Origin of the sequence: Streptomyces sp. NBC_01261 (assembly GCF_036226385.1) — a bacterium.
GTDB lineage: Bacteria > Actinomycetota > Actinomycetes > Streptomycetales > Streptomycetaceae > Streptomyces.
The window spans coordinates 2,239,942-2,259,311 of record NZ_CP108463.1 but is presented as its reverse complement, the minus strand read 5'-3'; the positions used below and the strand labels follow the sequence as shown (position 1 = coordinate 2,259,311).

The window sequence follows — 19,370 nt, the reverse complement described above, 5'->3', positions numbered from 1 at the left end:
ATGCGCAACATGGGACTGGGGTCATGGCCCGCACGCCGAGCCCGCAAGACCCCGCACCGCACGGCTCTTGTCTACGGCGGATCGTCTACGGTCGGCGGTGGACTGTCGACGGATCACGGTAGTTCGTCGACAGTCCACAGTGGTCCGCCGACGCACGGCAACGGTTCGTCGACGGACTACGGCACATTGCATACACGAACCACCCGCCTCGCCCACGCCCTGCGCGCCCGAGGCGTCCGCCGCGGCGACCGCATCGCCTACCTCGGCCCCAACCACCCCTCCTACCTGGAGACCCTGTTCGCGGCCGGCGTCCTCGGCGCGGTCTTCGTCCCCCTCAACACCCGCCTGGTCGGCCCGGAGATCGCCCACCAACTCACCGACTCCGGTGCCAAGATCCTCGTCTACGGCCCGACGCACGCCGGCCTCGTCGCCGGACTGCCGGGCAGCACCGACGTACGCACGTACCTCGAAGTCGGCCCGGAATACGAGGAGTTGCTCGACGGGGCCGCCGACGAACCGATCGACGAGCCCGTCACGGCCGACGACACCTGCATCATCATGTACACCTCGGGCACGACCGGCCGCCCCAAAGGCGCCATGCTCACCCACGGCAACCTGGCCTGGAACGCGATCAACGTCCTCGTCGACACCGACCTGATCGCCGACGAACGCGCCCTGGTCTCCGCCCCGTTGTTCCACACGGCGGGCCTGAACATGCTCACCCTGCCGGTCCTGCTCAAGGGCGGCACCTGCGTCCTGGTCGAGGCCTTCGACCCGGCGGCCACCTTCGACCTGATCGAACAGCACCGGATCACCTTCATGTTCGGGGTCCCGACGATGTTCGACCAACTGGCCCGGCACCCCCGCTGGGCCGACGCCGACCTCTCCTCGCTGCGCATCCTCACCTGCGGCGGCTCCCCGGTCCCGTCCCCGCTGATCGCCGCCTACCAGCAACGCGGACTGACCTTCCTCCAGGGCTACGGCATGACGGAGGCCGCGCCCGGAACCCTGTTCCTGGACGCCGAACACGCGGTCAGCAAGGCGGGTTCGGCGGGCGTGCCGCACTTCTTCAGCGACGTGCGGGTCGTGCGGCCCGACCTCACCCCCGCCGACGTCGGCGAGACCGGCGAGGTCGTGGTGCGCGGACCCCATGTCATGCCCGGCTATTGGGGGTTGCCCGAGGAGACGGCCGCGGTCTTCGCCGACGGCTGGTTCCGCAGCGGCGACGCGGCACGGACCGACGAGGACGGGTACGTGTACATCGTCGACCGTATGAAGGACATGATCATCTCCGGCGGGGAGAACATCTACCCCGCCGAGATCGAGGACCTCCTCCTCGCCCACCCCGACATCGTGGAGTGCGCGGTCATCGGGATCGCGGACGACAAGTGGGGCGAGGTGCCGCGCGCGGTCGTCGTGCCGCGCGAGGGTGCCTCACCGGATCCCGACGAGGTGCTCGCGTCGCTGGCCGGCCGGCTCGCCAAGTACAAGATCCCCAAGTCGATGGTGGTCGCGGACGAACTCCCGCGCACCGCCTCCGGCAAGCTCCTCAAGTCCCGGGTGCGCAAGCGCTTCGGCACCAACTCTTAGCTAAGGAACGCGATATGGGCATCACCGTGAACGGCCTCGACGAACTCAAGAAGCTCGCGGGCAGCGACCTCGGCACCAGTGGGTGGATCGAGGTCACCCAGGAGCGCGTCAACACCTTCGCCGACGCGACCGGCGACCACCAGTGGATCCACGTCGACCCGGAGAAGGCGGCGGCGGGCCCCTTCGGCGCGCCCATCGCGCACGGCTATCTGACCCTCTCCCTCTTCATCCCGCTCTTCACCGAGCTGCTGGACGTCGAGGGCGTGTCGACAAAGGTCAACTACGGCCTGAACAAGGTGCGTTTCCCCGCACCGGTCAAGGTCGGGTCGCGCATCCGGCTCGTCGCGAAGCTCGCCTCGGTGGAGGACGTGCCGGGCGGGGTACAGGTCGCCGTCGACGGGACGATCGAGATCGACGGCGGACCGAAGCCCGCCGCCGTCCTGCAGAGTCTCTCGCGCTTCTACGCCTGACCGGCGGCTACTGCCGTCTGCCGACTGTCTACTCGCAGACTGTCTACGGCCTCTTGCCCACTGCTGCTTGTCTACGACCGACCGCCGACCGCCGACCGCCGACCGCCGACCGCCGACCGCCGACCGCCGACCGCCGACCGCCGACCGCCGACCGCCGACCGCGTGACGGTCGACCGTCGACAGTCGTTTGTCTACTGCTGTTTGTACGAGTAGACGCTCGTCGACACCTGGCACACGCCCGGCTGGACGACCTCGGCGCGCAGGGTGCCGCTGTTCACGTCGTAGTCGATGCCCTCGGCCTCGAACGTGCCCGTGCAGATGCTGCGTGCCGGCAGTGCGAACAGGCTGGTGACCGTGCCGGTGGTCGGCTGGCCGTCCAGCTTGTGGGGCAGGTCGACCTGGAGAAGCGGGCGGATCTCGGGGAACTTGGTCCCCGACGCGTCGTCCGAGACGCACACCAGGCGGGTGTCCGTCACGAAGTCGCAGCCCTGGATGTCGTTCACCGTCCTGTCCAGGGTGATCTGCCCGGCCTGCGGCAGCGCCCCGCCGGTCGCCGGAGTCGACGGGTTGAGCAGGGGCGTGGGGAAGACCTGGAGTCTGGACTGGTCGCCCCACTCGCCCGACACCATCCACTGCGTGTCGGGCGAGATCGCGTCGAACGAGTTGTTGATCTTCTCGCCCGAGTCGAGCGTGTGGACGTACGAGTAGCGCGTCCCCGACGGTGTGGTGACCGCGAACATCTTGGACGTGCCCGTGTCGGCGCCCTGGTAGGCGTCGAAGATGTAGCCGTTGGCGATGTCCGGGTCGCCGATGTGGTTCCAGCCCTGGATGCGCAGGTCCAGCGGGATGGACGCCAGCCCGCGGTACAGCAGCGAGCCGTCCGCCTGACTGGCGACGCCCTCACCGCCGCCGAGGCTGCCGGTGTACGCCGTGCCGGTCTCCACCCAGGTGGTGGCGGCCGAGGCCGAGGAGGTGCTCACGCCGAGCGTGAGAGCACCCAATAAGCCAGCGAGGACAGCAAGTTGACGCTTCATCAGATACCTGCCAGGTCGACGAAGATGGGGTTGGAATAGAACCATGTGTCGGCCCACGGGTCACCGTTTCCGGGCTCATGGGTGATGGGGCCGTGCGGATCGACCGAGGCGCCGAGGTAACCCGCGCCGTGTCGCTTGCCGTCGCTGCCGCGCAGCCGCAGGTAGAAGGACTCGTCCCCGGCGGTCACCGGGATGCGCAGGGTGTACGTCCCCTTGCGGCCGCTCACGTCCGCCGTACGCACGACCTTCGTGTCCGGCGCCCGCCACGCGTCCCGGTCGGGCACCGCGCCGCGCACCGCGCCCCGGATCACGTCCACGTGCGCCAACTCGGGCAGGATTCCCTGGGCGTTGGGCCGCGAGGCGGTCGTCACGGTGACGTTCAGCGTGAGCCTCTCGCCCTTGCGGACCCGCAGCCGGCCGCCCAGGGTGACACCCTGGCCGTGGTCGCAGTCACGCTTCAGGCGGACGTCGAGCCCGTCCAGCAGATGCCCGTGGTCCACCCAGACCCGGCCCGCGCGCATCCCCGCCATCACCTCGCGGTAGCCGTAGCGGGTCACGCCCACATGGGTGCGGCTGAACTCGCCGGGCCAGAAGTCGCTGCCGGGCTGCGGGGAGTCGGTCTGCACCGGGTCGGGCAGCTTGCCGGTGTTGTCGAAGTTCTGCCCGTCGGGCCAGGTGCCGTTGGCCCAAGTGTCGTAGACCGTACGGTGGTTGTCGGAGTTGGTGGTGATCGAGAACAGCCGGCCCTCGGCCAGCATCGAGTCCCACAGCCCGCCGACGGTCGCCGTCGCCCAGTCGAACCCGCCGTACGTCACATACGCGTCCGCCGGATAGCCCGACCAGGACTGCGCCGACGGCTTGTTCTCGTACTCGCCGCGGATCGACGTGGCGCCGCGCCAGCCGGGGAGGGCCGCGCCCTGGGCGCCGGGTGCGCCCTCCATGCCGATCATGATCTCGGGGGCCGCGTCCCGCCAGGCCCGCATCTCGTGCGGGGAGTCGATGCCCAGGCGCAGCGGGTGGTTGGCGAGGACGAGGACGTCGTCGACGTAACCCGAACGGCGCTGCTCGGCAAGCCACTCGATGGCCTTCACGGCGTGGGCCTCGTTGCGGGCGGTGTCCGCGTCGGCTGCGCCGCCCTTGTCGTAGCCCAACAGCTTTCCGTCGTAGGCGAGTTCGAACCGCGTGAGCAGATCCACCTCGTGGCGGCCGGGTGCCGCGAACACCGTGCAGTGCTCGGCGGCCGGGATGTACCACTCCAGGCCCTGGAAGATCAGCTGGCGGGGGTTCGCGGCGCGTGCCCTGAGGATCTCGGCGTGCTCCGACTTGGCGCCGTAGGAGGCGTGTCCGAAGTTGGAGTGCTCGTTGAACACCATCCAGTCGAGGCCGTACTTCGCGGCGGCCTTCGCCTGCTGGGAGAACGTGTACTTCGCGTCGTGGCTGTACACGGAGTGCACGTGATGGTCGCCTACGAGATAGGCGAGACGCGGATCGTTGCCGCCGTAACCTCGCCCGGCCGCCGACGCGGAGGTGGCGAGCGGGCCCGCCCCGAGGGTGAACGCGGCGCCGAACAGGCCCGCGCGGCGCAGGAGTTGGCGCCGGGAGACACCCTGTGCGTCGAGAGCGGCGGGGGAGACGGACGGATCGGCCCAGGAGGGCAGCTGCTGCTCGGCCATGATGGTTCGGAAGTCCTCTGGAGGCTGGAGGGCTGTCAGTGGTCCATGAAGTCAGTCGGCCATGGAGTCAGTGGTTCATGAAGGAGGTGGCGGGCAGCGCCCGTTCGACGATCCGGACGTCGCCGAGCCGGCCGTGCAGGATCTGGTCGATCCTCCCGGCGTACTCGTAGCCGCCGAGCAGCCAGGGCAGCCCGACCGAGGTGAGGCCCACGGCGGTCGCCGTCGGGTTGCGCACGACCGGGCAGCCCTCGACGTAGAGCGTGGTGTGCTTCCCGTCGTTGACGACGGCGAGGTGCCACCAGGTCTCCAGCGGGGTCTCCTGACCCCAGTTGCTGGCGATGCCCTCCTGGTTCAACGGCCGTACCGCCCACTGCGGTTCACGGTCGTTGGAGAGCGAGAGGGTGGCGAGGGGCTCGTCCGGGTCGTCCCCGGTCTTGCCCGCGGCGCCGCCCGTGCCGGTCCGACTCACCAGCCCCGACCAGGCGTTGTGGTCGGGGTCCCAGTCGGCCGGCAGCCGGTAGAACGCCTCGACGGTGTAACCCCGTGTGAACGTCGCCGAGTTGAGGGGTGCTCCGTCGACCGTGCGCAGGTACGCGCCCTTGAGCGGCGACTTGTAGCCCGTGAACTCCAGGCTGCCGTGGCCGGGTTGGTCGGGGTGGTGGTCCGAGGACCAGTTCAGGGTGCCGCCGCCGACCGTGACGAGGGTGAGGTCGTTGCCGCGCCCGGACTGGTCGCGGACGGTGCCGCTCACGGCCGCAGCGTCGTCGTGTCCGTCGAAGCGCCAGTACGCCACCGTGCCGGGGACGAGGAGCTTCGAGGTGGGGCGTGCCGGGCGGGCGGGGACCGGGGCGAAACCCGAGAAGCGGTCCGCGAAGTCGATGCCGACGGAGAACCGGTCGGCGTCGCCGCTGAGTTCGATCTCCTGGCGCTCCAGCTCGTTGAGACCCTTTGCCGCCCGGCCCAGGATCCACGGGGAGACGGTCTCGACGTCGATGACCCCGCGGTCCAGGTCGAAGCGGTAGAGGCGGATCATCGCCGCACCACCGAAGTAACGGTTCTGATAGTTCGTCAGGTGCAAGTGGACGTCGTTACCTGCCGCGTTCTTGCGCGTCGCCCGACCGGCGGGCCAGTAGTGCCCGTTGAGGGTGAGGAAGATCTGGTCGTGGTCCTCGATCAGCTGGTCCCACAACTGCTGCCCGTAGGAGGACAGTTGGTCGTCCTCGACAACCAGCTCATGCGTCGTCAGGATCACCGGCGTGTGTGGATGCTGGGCCAGCACGCTCTTCGCCCACGCATACCCCTTCGCCGACAGCCGCCAGTCCAGCGCCAGCACCATCCACGCGCGGCCCGCCGCCTCGAAGAGGTGGTAGGTGTTGTAACCGTCGGTGGACGCACCGCCGAACGTGCGCGCACCCTTGAAGCGCTGCGGCCCGAACGTGTCCAGGTACGGCGAGGTGCCGCGCTGGTCGTCGGTCGAGGAGTTCACGTCGTGGTTGCCGGCCAGCACGCTGTAGCCGACGCCCCGCCGGTCCAGCAGTCTGAACGCCTCCCCGATCGCGGCGAATTCGGGCTTCGCTCCGTTCTGCGTCAGGTCGCCCAGGTGGGACAGGAACACGATGTTCTCGTCCTTGCCGTGCTCCAGGAGATAGCGCAGCGAGGCCTCGATCGGAGCCTTGTCGATGCTCGGCCCGTCGAAGAGGTACTGGGTGTCCGGCATCACCGCGAGCGTGAAGCGGCGGCTGTCGGTGTCGGGTCGCCAACTCGCCGTCGCCGATGCCGAGACGGGGGCCGCCTCGGCGGCGCCAGGCAGTGCGACGGCCGCCGTGGCGGCGGCGCCGAGCAGCGCGGTCGCCCGCAGGAAACCGCGCCGACCGGCGCCGGCCTGGGCCGTCTCGCACTGCTCGTGCTCATGCGAAGTACACACGTGTGCTCCGTGGGTAAGTGCTCGTGAAAGCTGGGGAGTTCAAGGCTGGGGAATCCGAAGCGACGGACTCGGAAGCCGCCGATTTCAGAGAACGCGCAGGGTCCAGCTCCAGCGATGGACACCCGGTGGGACGAGATACTCCGGTGACGTGTCGGGACCGCACGAGGCCGTGCCCAACCCCCGGTGCGCCGCGTCGAGTTGCACCACGCAGGACGCGCGCGGCACCAGCTCGTCGTGATGCCGTACAGCGGTCAGGTCCTCGGCGCGATGGCGGGTCACCGAGACCTGGCGGGGCTCGTCGAGGTCGACCGCGAGACCGGTGGCGTCCGGTGCCGACAATGTGAACCGCCGTACCCCGTGTCGGCCGCCGCTCTCCTGCGGTCGCAGATACGGAGTGAACAACTCGTCGACGGGAACCGAGTGGTGGCCCACGGGCGCGCCCGTGCTGCGGTCGGGGTACGACTCCCAGGGACCCCGGCCGAACCACTCCAGCAGATCAAGCCCCGGCACCGTCTCGAACACGGTGCCCACCCGGGCCACGTCGACGAACTCCTCGGGCAGTTCGGCCGATTCCTCGACCAGGACCCCGCCCTCGACCGGCGTGAGCACCTGACAGTGCCGGACCACACCGATCGCCCCGGCGTACTCGGCGACCGTCGTCACTCGCTCGCCGTCACGCCGTACTGAAACAACCTTTCGGACGAGCGAGTCGAGCCCCCATGTCCGCCAGCGTGCCGCCATACCGCCCAACTCGTCGTTGTCGGTGGGCGCCCGCCACAGGGACAGGGTCGGGGCGAGAGTCAACAGTGGGTGGAGCAGCAGGCCTTCGCCGTCGACCTCGACCCGCCCGCCGCCAACCACCAGTGGGGTCACGGGAGTTGCTGCCCGAAGTCGTACCTGGGGTGCGCACACGTCCGTGCCGCGCGTCGCCCACGACTGGTCCTCGGCCGTCGTCACGCGCAGCGTCAGCCAGGCCTCGCCGCCGTCCTCCGGCAGCTCGAACGGCAGCGGCACGGCCGCCGTCTCGCCCGGGCGCAGGGCGGGCAGTTCGGCCGGAGCGGTCAGTGTGCGGCCGTCCGCGAGGGCCAACTCCCACGTACCGGCGAGCCAGTCGAGGCCCCGGAAGTGCTGGTGGTTGCCGAGGACGATGCCCTCGTGCCGGAAGCACTCGATGCGCACCGGCGCCGCGATCTCCCGGTGCTCGAACATGACCGGCTTGGGCGTGCGGTCGGGAAACACCACGCCGTCCGCGATGAACGCGCCGTCGTGGATCGACTCGCCGAAGTCACCGCCGTACGCCCAGCGTTGACCGGGCGCGGCGACACCGTTGTCGTACAGTCCGGCGCCCGCGCGGCCGGTGGGTCTTCCGTCGCTCACACGTTGCAGGATCCCGTGGTCCCAGAACTCCCAGATGAAGCCGCCCTGAAGACCCGGGGTTGACTCGATGGCGGCCCAGTGGTCCGCGAGGGTCCCGTTGCTGTTGCCCATCGCGTGGGAGTACTCGCACTGGATCAACGGCTTGGTCTGCTCACCGGACAGCGCGTGCGCGACGCAGTCCTCCAGCGCCGCGTACATCGGACACGCGATGTCCGAGGCGAGGTCCGGGTCGGCCCAGCCGCGCTTGGCGGCGCCCTCGTACTGGATCGGCCTGGTCGGGTCGTGCCGGCGGACCCAGCCGGCCGCCGCGTCGTGGTTGGCGCCGTAGTCGGACTCGTTGCCGAGCGACCAGACGATGACGGAGGGGTGGTTCTTGTCGCGCAGCACCATCCTCGACACCCGGTCCACGAACGCGTTCAGATAGCGCGGGTCGTCCGCGATCTCGTGCGCGTGGTCGTGCGACTCGATGTCCGCCTCGTCGACGACGTAGAGACCCAGCTCGTCGGCGAGGTCGTAGAGCGCCGGGTCGTTCGGGTAGTGCGCGGTGCGGACCGCGTTGAAACCGAACCGCTTGAGCAGCACCAGGTCCGCGCGCATGTCGTCGTACGACACCGTGCGGCCGGTCAGCGGATGGAAGTCGTGCCGGTTGACGCCCCGGATGTACACGCGCTCGCCGTTGACGAGCAGGTCCCGCCCGACGATCTCGACGTCACGGAACCCGATGCGCCGGTACGACGCGTCGGCGACCGTTCCGTCGGCGCGGTGCAGCCGGACGGTGAGGCCGTACAGTTCGGGCGTCTCCGCGTTCCAGGTGCGCACCTCGGGTGCGGTGGCGCGCATGCGGGCCTCGCCGAGGAAGTCGGAGACCCGGTCGTCCTCGGTGTTGAACCGGTCGAACTCCTGGTCCTGGGTGAGGAGTTGACCGTCGAGGTCACCGCTGACGTACCAGCCGGCGGGCAGCGCGCCGCCCGCGTCCCGCACCTGGCAGTCGACCCGCAGCTCGCCGTCGTGGGACGCCCGCACGGTCACGTCCGCGAGATACAGCGGGTCGGTCGCGTACAGCAGCACCGAGCGGGTGATGCCCCCGTGCCACCACTGGTCCTGGTCCTCGATGTGCGAGGAGTCCGACCACTTGACGACGGTCAGCCGTACGGTGGCGCGCCCGCCGGGACGTACGACGTGCGAGAGGTCGAACTCGGCGGCGAGGTGGGAGTCCTTGGAGATGCCGACCGGCCGCCCGTCCACGTGCACGAGCAGCACGCTCTCGGCGGCGCCGACCTGGAGCACGATCCGCCGCCCGGCCCAGTCGGCCGGGACGTCCACCTCGCGCTCGTAGACACCCGTCGGATTGGCGACGGGCGACTGTGGAGGGAATTCCGCATACGGCATACGGACGTTCGTGTACTGCGGAAGGTCGTCCGTATCCTGCGTCGTCCATACGCCGGGAACGTATGCGGACGACCAGGCGTCCGCCAGCGGCGCGTCGGGCGCGGGCAGCAGTTGGAAGCGCCAGTCGCCGTCGAGGGAGCGGGCGCCGACGCGGCGGTCGACGGCGGACATGGGCAACCGCCCCCAGGAGGTCACCTCGGGTGACTCCCAGGGGCGGAGCGCGAGCAGCGGGTCGGTCATCAGCGGATGGCCCCCTTGCCGAGGTCGCCGATGATCTGCTTGGCGCCGACCGCGAACACGATCAGCACGGGGACGAGGGCGAGGAGCGCGCCGGTCATGACCATTCCGTAGTCGGTGGTGCCGTGGGTGCCGTTGAGCTGGGACAGGGCCACCTGGAGGGTGACGTTGTTCGGGTTGGTGAGGGCGATCAGGGGCCAGGCGTAGTCGTTCCACTGGCCCATGAAGGTGAAGATGCCCAGGAAGGCGAGGCCAGGCCGGACCACCGGGAGGGCCACGTGCCAGTACTGGCGCAGGAAGTTCGCGCCGTCGATGCGGGAGGCGTCGAGGAGTTCGTCGTGGATCGCGCTCTTCATGTACTGGCGCATCCAGAAGATGCCGAACGCGTTGGCCGCCGCCGGCACGATCAGCGCGGTCATCGAGCCGATCCAGCCGAGCTTCGCCATGATGACGAACTGGGGGATGGCCGCGAGCTGCGCCGGCACCATGAAGATGCCCATGAGCAGCGCGAACATCACGTTCTTGCCGGGGAACCGGAACTTGGCGAAGACGAACGCGGCCAGCGAGTCGAAGAACAGGACCAGGAAGGTCACCGTCCCCGCCACGAGCACCGAGTTGAACATCGAGCCGAAGAAGTCGATGTTGTCGAAGAGGCTGCGCACGTTCTCCAGGAAGTGGGTGCCCGGCAGCAGCTTCGGCGGGTAGGAGAAGATCTCCGACGAGGTGTGCGTCGACATGATCACGGCCCAGTAGAACGGGAAGGCCGAGAGCAACACGCCCAGGATCAGGGAGACATGGAGGGCGACGCCGCGGCTCCGGGTGCCCCGGATCGCCTTCGGCCGCCGTGTGCCTTGGAAGAATGCCATGGTGACCGGCTCCCTAGTCTTCGCCCCGGCGCTGCACCAGGCGCCAGTTGACGATGGAGAAGATGATGACGACGAGGAAGATGCCCCAGGCCACGGCGGCGCCGTAACCGAAGTCGTTGTTGTCGAAGGTCTGTTGGAAGAAGTACAGGACCATCGTCTGGCCGGAGTGGCCCGGACCGCCCGCGAACGTCGAGTCGTTGGAGGTGTTCTGCAGCAGCACCTGTGGTTCGGAGAAGCTCTGCAGACCGGTGACCGTCGAGATGACGAGGACGAACAGCAGCACCGGCCGCATCATCGGCAGCGTGATCCGGAAGAACGTCTGGACCGGGCCGGCGCCGTCCATCCGGGCCGCCTCGTACACCTCGCCGGGGATGGTCTGCAGACCGGCGAGGAAGATGATCGCGTTGTAGCCGGTCCACTGCCAGGTCATCAGCGTCGCGATGGCGATCTTGATGCCCCACGGGGTGTTCAGCCAGGCGATCTGGTCGATGCCCACCGCCTGCAACAGGGCGTTCACCAGGCCGAAGTTGGTGGAGAACACCGAGCCGAAGACGATCGCGATCGCCACCACCGAGGTGACGTTCGGGAGGAAGTAGGCGAAGCGGTACACGTTCTTGAAGCGGACCGCCGAGTTGAGCATCACGGCCGTGATCATCGCGAGGAAGATCATGGGGAACGTCGCCAGCGCCCAGATGATCAGGGTGTTGCCGATCGAGTTCCAGAAGTCTGTGTCGCTCAGCAGGTACTTGTACTGCGACAGACCCGCCCACTCCATGGAGCCGAGGCCGTCCCAGCGGTGCAGGGAGAGGTAGAAGGAGAACCCGACGGGGATCAGGCCGAAGCAGAGGAACAGCAGATAGAACGGGGAGATCGCGGCATACAGATGCCAGTACTTCCGGAAGCCGCTCTTCGGCCGCGAGGTGGCGGACGAACTGTCCACGGCGGCAGGGGGCTTGTCCAGTGCGGTGGCCATCAGTAGCTCACCCCCAGGTGGTCCGCGATGCGCCGGCACTTGCTCATGGCGTCACTCCAGGCCTTCTTGGGGTCCTTGCCGAGGACACCGACGTTCTTGATCTCGTCCTTGAGGGGCTGCCCGAGCGCGATGTCGAACGGGCTGTTGTAGGCGACCGTGATCTTCTGCGCGGCGGGCCCGAAGACGTCCATTGTGTCCTGCCCGCCGAAGAACGGGTCCGGCACACGCACCGACTTCAGGTCGTACGAGGCGGGGGTGGAGGGGAACAGGCCCGCGTCGACGAAACCCTGGGCCTGGTTGGCCGCGTTCAGGATCCAGCTGATGATCGCGAAGGCCTGCTCGGGCTCGCGGCACGCCTTGGTGATCGACAGGAACGAGCCGCCGTTGTTGGCCGGCCGCACCGGCATCTGGGCAACTCGCCATCGCCCCTTGGTCTTTGGTACGCCGGTCTTGATGTCGCTGGTCGCCCAGGAGGCGTTGAGCTGGCTCGGCAGCTTGCCGTCCTGCACGGCGGAGAGCTGGTCCGGGGTGCCGCTGACCAGGTCCGAGACGATCTTGCGCTGCTTGGTCTCCACCGCCAACGCCCAGGCGTCGCGCACGTGTTCCTCGTCGCCGATGAAGTGACGGTCCTTGTCGACGTACCGCTTGGAGCCCTGGTTCACCACGTTCTCGAAGATGCTGTTGACGTCGGTGACCAGGTACGTCCCGGGAATCCGCTTCTTGAGCCGCTCGCCCGCCGCGAAGAACTTGTCCCAGGTGTTCAACTCCTGTGACACGTCGGCCGGTTCGTACGGCAGCCCGGCCTTGCGGAAGACGGCGTACTGGTAGAAGTGCGCCACCGGACCGCAGTCGATGGGGAAGCCGACCATCGTGCCGTCGTCGGCGATGCCCTGCTCCCACTTCCAGGTCAGGTACTGGCTCTTGTACTTGTCCGCGCCGAGTGTCCTGAGGTCCACGAACTGGTCGGCGTTGGGCAGATAGGACGCCATGTCCTCGCCCTTGAGGCCGGCGATGTCGGGGATGTGGGCCTTGCCGGCCATCGTGGTGATCAGCTTGGACCGGTAGTAGCCGCCGATCTTGATCGCCTGGAGGTCGACCGTACGGTCGTACCGCGTCTTGGCGTTCTTGACGACCGTGTCGCCGAGGCCGCCGTCCCAGTACCACAGGACCATGTTCCGGCCGGTGGAACCGGTCGGAACGGCGCAGCCGGACGTCAGGCCGCCGAGCGCCGTGGCGGCCGTACCGGCCAGGCCCGCACGGAGCAGGCCTCTTCGTGAGAGCCGCACAGCTCCCACCGCCTTTCGGATCTGTTCGATCTGTTCGGGTCGTGCATACGAGGGACTCAAGTGGGGGGACTTGCAAGGGACTTGAGAGGGGGGCTACTTCGGTGCGGGGGGAGTGACGGGCGCGTACCTGACGGGCGGGCCGGGGTCCGCCGGGATCCTGTCGACGAGGAAGCCGTACGCACGCCGCAGTTCGGGATCGCGGACCGTACGCAGCCAACGGTCGACGCCGTACCAGCCGGGTGCCGCCAGCGCGCCGCCGTGGTGCTGGACGGACAGCCCGGCCGCGAGCACCGCGAACCGCAGCCGTTCTTCCAGCGGCCAGCCGCCGAGCGAGGCCGCGACGAAACTCGCGCCGAACACGTCACCGGCGCCCGTCGCGTCCAGGACGTCGACGGCCAGGGCCGGGACCTCCGCGTACTCGCCGGTCGTCTGGTCGACGGCGATCGCCCCGTCGCCACCCCGCGTGATCACCGCGACCGGCACCAGTTCGGTGAGCGTGCCGAGCGCCGCGACCGCGCTGTCGGTGCGGGTGTAGGCCATCGCCTCGGCCTCGTTCGGGAGGAAGGCGTGGCACAGGGCGAGCTGGTCGAGCAGGTCACGGGACCACTGCTCGGTGGGGTCCCAGCCGACGTCGGCGTAGATCTGGGTGCCGTTCGCGGAGGCCTTGGCGAGCCATGCGCGCGGCTCGGCCTCCAGGTGCACCAGCGCGGTGCGCGCCTCGGGCGGGTCGCCCATCAGCACGTCCTGCGAGTACGGCGGTTCCTGGCCGTGGGTGACCAGCGCCCGGTCGTCGCCGTGGGCGAGCGAGACGGTGACGGGGGTGTGCCAGCCGTTCGCGGTGCGGGACAGGGAGAGGTCGACGCCCTCCTGGCCGGCGAGGACCTCGTGGCAGTACGCGCCGTAGAAGTCGTCGCCGAAGACCGTGGCCAGGGAGGTCTTCAGATCGAAGCGGGACGCGGCGACCGCGAGGTTCGCGATGCCGCCGGGGCCGCAGCCCATGCCGGCCGTCCAGATCTCCTCGCCCGGCGTCGGCGGCTGCCCCAGACCCGTGAGGACGAGGTCGTAGAAGAGCAGCCCGGTCAGCAGCACATCGGGCCGGGGGTCGTCCACGCGCGCATCCTCTCGTCGGTACGTCGCTGGAGAGTTCGTCATAACTCTTCATTTCGGTGACCGGAATCGTGCGCTGCTCGACGAGATTGGTCAATACCCAAGCAGAACTGAGCATAGAAATGATTGAAGATGACGAGTAGTGTTCGCGACGTGCTGGCAGAACGACGACATCAACTCATCCTGCGGGCCCTGCGCTCAGGGGGCCCCGCGGCCGTGACCGATCTCTCCGAGCAGCTGGGTGTGAGCCCCGCCACCATCAGGCGCGATCTGCTCAAACTGGAGGAGGACGGACTGCTCACGCGTGTCCACGGCGGTGCCGTGGCCGACGAGGGCGACCAGCCCTTCGCCGAGGTCGCCGAGGTGCGGGTGGCCGAGAAGGACGCGATAGCCGCGCGCGCCGCGGCGATGGTCGCGGACGGCCAGTCGGTCCTCCTCGACATCGGCACCACCGCCTACCGGCTGGCCCGCCAGCTGCACGGCCGTCGGCTCACCGTGATCACCAGCAACCTCGTGGTCTACGAGGAGCTGGCCGACGACGAGGGCATCGAACTGGTGCTGCTCGGCGGCATGGTCCGGCGCGAGTACCGCTCCCTGGTGGGCTTCCTCACCGAGGACAACCTGCGCCAGCTGCACGCCGACTGGCTCTTCCTCGGCACCAGCGGAGTGCGGCCCGGCGGCCAGGTGATGGACACGACGGTCGTCGAGGTGCCGGTGAAACGGGCCATGATCAAGGCCGCCGACAAGGTCGTGCTGCTCGCCGACGCGCAGAAGTTCCCGGGGACGGGGATGGCGAAGGTGTGCGGTCCCGAGGACCTGGACGCGGTGGTGACGAACGCCCCGGTCGACCCGGTGACCCGCTCCTCCCTGGAGGAAGCGGGCGTCGAGGTCGTCGTGGCAGGAAAGGTGAAAGCGTGAAGCTGACGATTCTGGGCGGCGGCGGGTTCCGGGTGCCGCTCGTTTACGGGGCACTCCTGACGGACCGCGGCGAGGGCCGGGTCACCGAGGTGGTGCTGCACGATCTCGACGACAGTCGACTGTATGCGGTCGCCCGTGTACTGGCCGAACAGGCCGCCACCGTGCCCGACGCCCCCACCGTCACCGCCACCACGGACCTCGACGAGGCCCTGCGCGGCGCCGACTTCATCTTCTCCGCGATCCGCGTCGGCGGCCTCGAAGGCCGCGCCGACGACGAGCGGGTGGCCCTCGCGCAAGGCGTCCTCGGCCAGGAGACGGTCGGCGCCGGCGGGATCGCCTATGGTCTGCGAACCGTCCCGGTCGCCGTCGACATCGCCCGGCGCGTGGCCCGCCTCGCCCCCGACGCCTGGGTCATCAACTTCACCAACCCGGCGGGCCTGGTCACCGAGGCCATGTCCCGTCACCTCGGCGACCGCGTCATCGGCATCTGCGACTCCCCGGTCGGCCTCGGCCGCCGTATCGCCACGGTGCTCGGCGCGAACCCGCGCGAGGCCTTCATCGACTACGTCGGCCTCAACCACCTCGGCTGGGTCCGCGGCCTGCGCGTCGCCGGCCGCGACGAACTCCCGCGCCTGCTCGCCGACCCCGACCTCCTCGGCTCCTTCGAGGAGGGCAAGCTCTTCGGCACCGACTGGCTCCAGTCGCTCGGCGCCGTCCCGAACGAGTACCTGCACTACTACTACTTCAACCGCGAGACCGTCCGCGCCTACAGCGAGGTCGAGAAGACCCGCGGCGCGTTCCTCCGCGACCAACAGGCCCGGTTCTACGACGAGATGAAGCGCCCGGACACGGCCGCGCTGACCGCCTGGGACCGTACCCGCGCCGAGCGCGAGGCGACCTACATGGCGGAGAACCGGGAGACCGCCGGCGCCGGCGAACGCGACGCCGACGACCTCTCCGGCGGCTACGAGAAGGTCGCCCTCGCCCTGATGCGGGCCATCGCCCGCGACGAGCGCACCACCCTGATCCTCAACGTCCGCAACCAGGGCGCGCTGTCCGTCCTCGACACGGACGCCGTCATCGAGGTGCCGTGCCTGGTCGACGCCAACGGCGCCCACCCCGTCGCCGTCGCCCCGCTGCCCGACCACGCCACCGGCCTGGTCTGCGCGGTCAAGGGCGTCGAGCGCGAGGTCCTCGCGGCGGCCGAGAACGGCTCCCGGACGACCGCGGTGAAGGCCTTCGCACTGCACCCGCTGGTCGACTCCGTGAACGTCGCGCGCCGACTGGTCGAGGGCTACACCGAGGTCCACCCGGGCCTGGCGTACCTTAAGTAGGCACTCTTCAGTAAGCGCTTTCCCCGAGTTCGCGACAACACCGCGGGTTCGCGACAGCTCCCCGAGTTCTCAGCAGCTCCCTGGTTCCCTGGAGACCTCCCATGCACGACGAACGCAGCCGGATCGAGGAGCGCGTCCAGCGCGCCCATGACCAGCGGATCAAGCCCGCGATCTACGCCGCCACCGCGCCCTTCGCGGTCGAGGCCTGGCAGGCCCCCGGTGAGCCGGTCCCCTTCGACGAGGCCGCGGCGGCGCCGTACGCGCCGTTCGCGATGGACACCCCGTGGGGTCCGCCCTGGGGCACCACCTGGTTCCGGATGCGCGGGCAGGTGCCGGAGGAATGGGCCGGGAAGCGTGTCGAGGCCGTCATCGACCTCGGCTTCGTCGGCGACTGGCCCGGCAACCAGGCCGAGGCCCTGGTCCACCTCGTGGACGGGACACCGCTGAAGGCGGTCAACCCGCTCAACCAGTACGTGGCGATCGCCAACCCGGCGACCGGCGGCGAGGTCATCGACTACCTGGTCGAGGCGGCGTCCAACCCCGACATCCTCGCCAACAACTTCTCGGAGCCGACACCCCTCGGCGATGTACTGACGGCGGGCGACCGTCCACTGTATACATTCCGCCGCGCCGACCTCGCCGTCCTCGACGAGGAGGTCTTCCACCTCGACCTCGACGTCCAGGTGCTGCGCGAACTGATGCTGGAACTGGGCGAGCACGACCCCCGCCGGCACGAGATCATGCACGCCCTCGACCGTGCCCTCGACCTTCTCGACCTGGACGACGTCGCCGGTACGGCCGCCGACGTACGGGCCGCCCTCAAGCCCGTGCTGTCCAAGCCGGCCAACGCCAGCGCGCACGTCATCTCCGGTGTCGGGCACGCGCACATCGACTCGGCGTGGCTGTGGCCGATCCGCGAGACCAAGCGCAAGACGTCCCGCACCTTCTCGAACGTGACGTCCCTCGCGGACGAGTACGAGGACTTCATCTTCGCCTGCTCGCAGGCCCAGCAGTACGAGTGGGTGCGCGACAACTACCCGCAGGTGTGGGCCCGCATCCAGGAGTCCGTCAAGCGCGGCCAGTGGGCGCCGGTCGGCGGCATGTGGGTCGAGTCCGACGGCAACCTGCCCGGCGGCGAGGCCATCGCCCGCCAACTCGTGCACGGCAAGCGGTTCTTCATCGAGCACTTCGGCGTCGAGACCAAGGGCGTCTGGCTGCCCGACTCCTTCGGCTACAACGCGGCCTACCCGCAGCTCGCCAAGCTGGCCGGCAACGAGTGGTTCCTCACCCAGAAGATCTCCTGGAACCAGACCAACAAGTTCCCCCACCACACCTTCTGGTGGGAGGGCATCGACGGCACCCGCATCTTCACGCACTTCCCGCCGGTCGACACCTACAACGCCCGCTTCAGCGGCGAGGAGATGTCCCGCGCGGTCCGCAACTACCAGGAGAAGGGCAACGCCACCCGCTCGCTGGCCCCCTTCGGCTGGGGCGACGGCGGCGGCGGCCCGACCCGCGAGATCATGGAACGGGCGCGCAGGCTCGCCGACTTGGAGGGTTCACCCAAGGTCGTCGTCGAGCACCCGGACGAGTTCTTCGCCAAGGCGCGCGCCGAGTACCCGGACGCTCCCGTCTGGGTCGGCGAGCTGTACCTCGAACTCCACCGCGCCACCTACACCTCCCAGGCCCGCACCAAGCAGGGCAACCGGCGCAGCGAACACAAGCTCCGCGAGGCCGAGTTGTGGGCGACCACGGCCGCGCTGCACGCACCCGGCTACGCGTACCCGTACGGGAAGCTCGACAAGCTGTGGAAGACGGTGCTGCTGCACCAGTTCCACGACATCCTGCCGGGCTCCTCGATCGCCTGGGTGCACCGCGAGGCCGAGGCCGAATACGCCCGCGTGGCAACGGAGTTGGAGGAGCTGACGGCGACGGCCGTGGCCGCGCTGGGCGGCGGCGGCACCCGCGTCTTCAACACCAGCCCCTACGACCGCGCCGAGGTCATCCGCACCGCGACCGGCGTCCCGATGTACGCGACGGTCCCCGCGAACGGCAGCGCCCCGCTGGCCGCCGAGTACGTCCCGCAGGCCGTGACCGTCACCGACCGCGTCCTCGACAACGGCATCGTCCGCGTCGAACTCGCCGACGACGGCACCCTCGCCTCCGTGCGCGACCTGCGCCACGGCGGCCGTGAAGTCCTCGCGGACCAGGGCAACTTGCTGCGCCTGCACACCGACCTCCCGAACTACTGGGACGCCTGGGACGTCGACAAGCACTACAAGAACCGCTTCACCGACCTCCTCGACGCCGACTCCATCACCGTCGTCGAGCAGGACCCGCTGCTCGGCGCGATCCGTGTGGAACGGTCCTTCGGCAAGGGCTCGAAGATCGTGCAGACGATCACCGTCCGCGCGGGCAGCCCCCGCATCGACTTCGAGACCGACATCGACTGGCACGAGGCCGAGAAGTTCCTGAAGGCCGGCTTCCCGGTGGACATCCGGGCGGCGCACTCCTCCGCCGAGATCCAGTTCGGCCACATCCAGCGGCCCACGCACACCAACACCAGCTGGGAGGCGGCCCGTTTCGAGGTCTCCGGCCACCGCTGGGTGCACCTCGCCGAGCCCGGCTACGGCGTCGCCGTCATCAACGACTCGACGTACGGCCACGACGTCTCCCGCACGGTCCGCGAGGACGGCGGTACGACGACCACGGTCCGGCTGAGCCTGGTGCGCGCCCCGCGCATCCCGGACCCGGGCGCCGACCAGGGCAGGCACCGCTTCGTCTACTCGCTGCTGCCCGGCGCGAGCATCGAGGACGCCGTCGCCGAGGGCTACGCCCTCAACCTCCCGCTGCGCGTGGCCGATTCGGGCGGCGCCCCGGAGCCGCTCGTCTCCGTCGACGGCGGCGACGGCATCACCGTCGAGGCGGTCAAGCTCGCCGACGACGAGTCGGGCGACGTCGTGGTCCGCCTCTACGAGTCGAGCGGCGGCCGGGCCGAGGGCGTCCTGCGCACGGGCTTCCCGCTCGCGGGCGCCCGGATCACCGACCTGCTGGAGCGCCCGTTGGCGGACGAGGTCACTGTCGACGGCGATTCGGTCGCCGTCACCCTGCGGCCCTTCCAGATCCTGACGCTCCGTCTGGAACGTTCCAACGCAGGCGAGTAGACACACCGAGGCGGCCGGCCCACACGGG

General features: G+C 69.4%; 13 protein-coding genes. 5 read left to right on the top strand and 8 right to left on the bottom strand.

From position 1 onward, the window contains the following. Together OG226_RS09900 and OG226_RS09895 are read left to right on the top strand one after the other, a co-directional pair. Window positions 1–1,590, top strand: a complete 1,590-nt coding sequence (locus tag OG226_RS09900) for an acyl-CoA synthetase (protein WP_329348623.1) — start codon at window positions 1–3, stop codon at window positions 1,588–1,590. 14 nt (window positions 1,591–1,604) lie between these two features. After that, window positions 1,605–2,060, top strand: coding sequence for a MaoC family dehydratase (locus OG226_RS09895; RefSeq protein WP_328676406.1), 456 nt, complete (start codon window positions 1,605–1,607; stop codon window positions 2,058–2,060). Window positions 2,061–2,251: 191 nt separating this feature from the next. Here OG226_RS09895 and OG226_RS09890 read toward each other — a convergent pair whose 3' ends face one another. From OG226_RS09890 to OG226_RS09855, 8 genes are all read right to left on the bottom strand, one after another. After that, a complete protein-coding gene (locus OG226_RS09890) occupies window positions 2,252–3,094 on the bottom strand; it encodes a hypothetical protein (protein ID WP_328676402.1) in 843 nt (280 codons plus the stop codon). Beyond that, window positions 3,094–4,767 (bottom strand): PHP domain-containing protein, encoded by a 1,674-nt coding sequence (locus OG226_RS09885; protein ID WP_329348622.1) that lies wholly within the window; start codon window positions 4,765–4,767, stop codon window positions 3,094–3,096. The genes OG226_RS09890 and OG226_RS09885 overlap by 1 nt, the downstream gene beginning before the upstream one ends. Window positions 4,768–4,834: 67 nt before the next feature. Next, the gene (locus OG226_RS09880; protein WP_329348621.1) at window positions 4,835–6,691 is read right to left on the bottom strand and encodes a LamG-like jellyroll fold domain-containing protein; all 1,857 of its coding nucleotides are present in this window, start codon (window positions 6,689–6,691) and stop codon (window positions 4,835–4,837) included. Window positions 6,692–6,775: 84 nt separating this feature from the next. Beyond that, window positions 6,776–9,697 (bottom strand): glycoside hydrolase family 2 TIM barrel-domain containing protein, encoded by a 2,922-nt coding sequence (locus OG226_RS09875; RefSeq protein WP_329348620.1) that lies wholly within the window; start codon window positions 9,695–9,697, stop codon window positions 6,776–6,778. Beyond that, a complete protein-coding gene (locus OG226_RS09870) occupies window positions 9,697–10,560 on the bottom strand; it encodes a carbohydrate ABC transporter permease (RefSeq protein ID WP_329348619.1) in 864 nt (287 codons plus the stop codon). Before OG226_RS09870 ends, OG226_RS09875 begins: the two co-directional genes overlap by 1 nt. A gap of 13 nt (window positions 10,561–10,573) precedes the next feature. Further along, the gene (locus OG226_RS09865) at window positions 10,574–11,533 is read right to left on the bottom strand and encodes a carbohydrate ABC transporter permease (protein ID WP_328676393.1); all 960 of its coding nucleotides are present in this window, start codon (window positions 11,531–11,533) and stop codon (window positions 10,574–10,576) included. Then, entirely contained in the window at window positions 11,533–12,819 is a 1,287-nt protein-coding gene (locus tag OG226_RS09860; RefSeq protein ID WP_329348618.1) for an ABC transporter substrate-binding protein, read from the bottom strand. Before OG226_RS09860 ends, OG226_RS09865 begins: the two co-directional genes overlap by 1 nt. Window positions 12,820–12,912: 93 nt before the next feature. Further along, window positions 12,913–13,929, bottom strand: a complete 1,017-nt coding sequence (locus tag OG226_RS09855) for a carbohydrate kinase family protein (RefSeq protein WP_328676388.1) — start codon at window positions 13,927–13,929, stop codon at window positions 12,913–12,915. A 150-nt stretch (window positions 13,930–14,079) separates the two neighbouring features. Here OG226_RS09855 and OG226_RS09850 point away from each other — a divergent pair, with 150 nt between their 5' ends. The 3 genes from OG226_RS09850 to OG226_RS09840 all read left to right on the top strand — a co-directional run bounded on the left by OG226_RS09850 (window position 14,080) and on the right by OG226_RS09840 (window position 19,342). Continuing rightward, window positions 14,080–14,844, top strand: coding sequence for a DeoR/GlpR family DNA-binding transcription regulator (locus OG226_RS09850; RefSeq protein WP_019058991.1), 765 nt, complete (start codon window positions 14,080–14,082; stop codon window positions 14,842–14,844). Further along, complete coding sequence (locus tag OG226_RS09845; protein WP_329348617.1) at window positions 14,841–16,178, top strand: 6-phospho-beta-glucosidase; 1,338 nt, start codon at window positions 14,841–14,843, stop codon at window positions 16,176–16,178. Before OG226_RS09850 ends, OG226_RS09845 begins: the two co-directional genes overlap by 4 nt. A gap of 101 nt (window positions 16,179–16,279) precedes the next feature. Beyond that, entirely contained in the window at window positions 16,280–19,342 is a 3,063-nt protein-coding gene (locus OG226_RS09840) for an alpha-mannosidase (RefSeq protein WP_328676378.1), read from the top strand. The last annotated feature ends 28 nt before the right edge of the window (window positions 19,343–19,370 follow it).